The sequence below is a fragment of the Kitasatospora sp. NPDC001175 genome, from assembly GCF_053598215.1.
The window spans coordinates 1-3,205 of the sequence record NZ_JBSFJU010000180.1 but is presented as its reverse complement, the minus strand read 5'-3'; the positions used below and the strand labels follow the sequence as shown (position 1 = coordinate 3,205).

At 70.5% G+C, this 3,205-nt stretch carries 2 protein-coding genes and 1 pseudogene; 2 read left to right on the top strand and 1 reads right to left on the bottom strand.

What is annotated here, in order from left to right; genetic code table 11:
• A pseudogene (locus ACWDAK_RS40880) lies at positions 1-1,832 on the top strand (hypothetical protein); the annotation flags it as partial.
• A gap of 124 nt (positions 1,833-1,956) precedes the next feature.
• On the top strand, positions 1,957-2,487 hold the full coding sequence (locus ACWDAK_RS40875; RefSeq protein ID WP_449806586.1) for a hypothetical protein: 531 nt from the start codon (positions 1,957-1,959) through the stop codon (positions 2,485-2,487).
• 4 nt (positions 2,488-2,491) lie between these two features.
• Here the strand turns inward: ACWDAK_RS40875 and ACWDAK_RS40870 are convergent, their stop codons facing one another.
• Positions 2,492-2,779 carry a hypothetical protein gene (locus ACWDAK_RS40870; protein WP_427395827.1) on the bottom strand — a complete coding sequence of 96 codons (288 nt, stop codon included), beginning with the start codon at positions 2,777-2,779 and terminating at the stop codon, positions 2,492-2,494.
• Positions 2,780-3,205 lie beyond the last annotated feature (426 nt).

Sequence of the window (3,205 nt, the reverse complement as noted above, 5' to 3'; positions counted from 1 at the left end):
GCCCGGTGCGACGCTCGGGTTCAGCGACCAGGCGAAGCTGGACGACGGCGCGATGTGGGCGGCCGGTTACCGCGCACGCGGCGGCCGCCGACGCGATAGCCGCCTCCGAGCAGGCCGCGCAGAACGTCAAGAACGCCGACGCGCAGGCGCACGTCGCGGCGGCCAACGCGGTCGCCGCCCGGAAGGCCGCGACCATCGGCCAGATCGAGGCGGATCACGCCGCGGCGGACAGCGCCCGGGCCACCGGGCAGGCGTTCGCCTCCGCACAGGCGGCGAGCGCGGCACGGGACGCGGCGAACGCCGCGATCGACGCCGGCAACAGTGCCGTCGCCCTGGGCACCCCCTTCCGGGAGACCGACTCCTCTGCGGGCCTCGCCGTCCTGGTCGGCCAGGACAGCAAGACCATCGCCCAGCAGCAGGCCGACGCCGCGAAGGCCCGGGCCGACGAGGCCGCGCGGGCGGCCAAGGCCGCGCAGGCCGCCGCCGACAAGGCCCAGGCCGATGCCAAGGCCGCCGCGCAGCTCGCGGCCAACGCCGCCGCCGACACGGTGGCCGCATTCCAGTCCGTCGCACGGGCACGGGACTTCGCCGCCCAGGCGGCGAGCGACGCCGCCGCGACCAGGACAGCGGAGACGAACACCACCCAGTACGACATGCAGGCCAACAGCGACGCCCTCACCTCGGCGCTGGCGGCCAACGGCGCCCAGAACGACGCCATGGCCGCCCGCGCGGCGGCCACCGACGCCGAGAAGGACGCCGCCACGGCCCGTACGGCGGCCACCACCGCCGAGGGCAACGCGGCCACCGCCCGTAGCTCGGCCGCCACGGCGGACCAGCAGGCCACCGCCGCCGAACAGGCCGCCGCCAACGCCCAGTCCAGCGCCCAGCAGGCCGACCAGGCGGCACAGCGCGCCGAGGACCAGGAGCGCAAGGACCAGCAGGCCGCCCTCGCCGCCATGGTCACCTCGCCGCCCACCCCGGTGGCGGACCTGACCACGGACGAGACGACGTCGCTCAGCGGCGACTGCGGCGCCGACTGCGTCGAGCAGTACAACCAGGCGCAGAAGCTGGCCGGCGAGGACGTCATCGACTGGGTCAAGGAGAACGGCGGGCAGATCCTGCTCGACGTGCTCGGTGTCACCGACGCGAAGAAGTGCTTCGCCTCGTTCGACATCGAGAGCTGCCTGTGGACGGCCGTCAACGTCGCGAGCTTCATCGAGATCGCGGGCAAGATCCCGGCCGTCAGCCGGGCCATCGTCCGGATCACCGAGGGGATCTCGAAGTTCCTGGAGGAGGTCAGGGGCGCCAAGGCCACCCTGCAGCGACTGCGTCAGATGATGGACGCGGCCAAGGCGGGCGAGTGCCTGATCGACACGGCGTCGGCTGCCGCCGTCCCGGCAGGTGCTGCCGCGTTCAGCGCAGGCGGGGCCGGTGCCCGGCACGCGTCGGCGATGGCGCCCAGGGCCAAGAAGTCGAAGTTCTGCGGCATCAAGTGGGTGGCCGTCCTGCACGACGACTTCTGCGCCAAGGGCATGCACATCAACCTCAAGAACGGCGCCGAGGTGAGCCTGTTCACCATCGCGGACGAGATCGTCGGCAAGGTCGGCCGACCGGCCAAGCGGGATGCCACCGACGCCGAGATCAAGGCCACGATCGAGGAGATCAAGGCCAACAAGGGCTACCAGTCCGACATCCTCAGGGTCGGAGCGGACGCCATCAAGCAGTTCAACACCCCGGGGAAGAAGAAGGGCACCTGGGGTGCGGACTGGAGCTGCGGAACCAACCGCGCGGTGGAGATTCAGCTACTGCTCGACGCGGTGCGCAAGCTGTGACCGGATTCACCGGGTAATCGGCTGACCGGGCGGTGCGGCTTTCCGATGCCGGAAAGCCGCACCGCCTTTCGGTGAATCAGATCCTCCGGGAAATCGGGTGATGCCGGTGTGGCATCATGACCGTATGGAGATGCTGAGCATGTTGACCGTGCTGACGGAATTCGGCGCAACCGGGTCGATCGCCGGAATGCGTCCGCTGGCCTCCTTCCCGGAGGTGACCGCAGTGCTCGGCCCGCCCGAGAAGTCCGGCCGGATCTCGGACGACCAGCCCTGGCCGCAGTGGTTCCAGTACGGCGACATGTCGGTCGAGGTGTGCCGGTGCCGGATCATCAACCGGGTCTCCGTCCGGACCTGGTACGAGAGTGTCAGAATTCCCACCGGCCGGCCCGGTGAATTCCACACCTTCGAGGCCGCGCCCACCTGTCCGCAACTCTCGGCCGCCTTCTCCGCCGCCGGTGTTCCCTGGCAGCGGGTCGAGCAGACTCACAGCCTCCCGCAGTTCACCATCGAGACCGATATTGCGGGCCTGCCGGGGGTGACGGTCGCTTTCACTTTCACTACTGGCGAAACCCCGGATGCGCCGCCGCTCCACAGCGCCCACGCGGTGGAATTCGCCCACGAGTGCCCCGAGGATTCGGCGCCTGTTCCGGGGTGACCGGCTACGCTGTCAGCCTGGATCCACCGACCGGTGACTGGCTGACGGTGCCCTCGCGTCGGCTGGACAACGGCCGGCCAGGGGTGTGGAGCTTGCGGTGCCCGTCGACGGCTGCGTCGAGAACGGCATCGAGGACGGCATCCTGTGAGGCATCGGTGAGGCTGTAAACCAGCGGCTGCGCCCACGAGATGGCCCACTGCACACTCTCAGGCCAGTCTTGTCCTCGGCCGAAGGTTTCGGCCAGCGCGGCGGGGAGCTGCTGCCCAAATACCGCAGTGATGTCATGCGTCATGGGATTAAAGGAAGCCAGGTCAAGGTCGAGCGAGGACTGCGGCACGCCATTGTCGGCCAGTAGTCAGACAAGCGTCGGGCCGGGAGGCCGGACGTCGGCGGGATTACACCGCGACCCCGTCGGGGACCGGCAGTGCTCCGGGCTCCGCCGCCGGAACGCCGACCCGGCCGTTCTCGTCCGGCAGTAGCAGCTCGGCCGTTCGTGGGCGCGACGCGCTCCCCCGCTCGCCCGCACCGTCACCCGACGATGCAACAGCTGACCGTACCCGTCACCAAGCCCGGACCAGGCCGCCGTGGTGATCTCCAGGCGTAGCTGGGCGCCGCCGGGCCATGGGCCGTGGGAGAGGAGGACGGTTCCGGTGCGGCGTAGGTGTGCGGCCAGGCGGGTGGTGGTGCGGGGCTGCAGCCAGGTGGGAGGTCGGATTAG

What these genes read in the sequence shown, in the direction of transcription:
- ACWDAK_RS40870 (WP_427395827.1), bottom strand. Translation starts at nt 2,779, where the DNA reads ATGACGCATGACATCACTGCGGTATTTGGGCAGCAGCTCCCCGCCGCG.
- ACWDAK_RS40875 (WP_449806586.1), top strand. Translation starts at nt 1,957, where the DNA reads ATGGAGATGCTGAGCATGTTGACCGTGCTGACGGAATTCGGCGCAACC.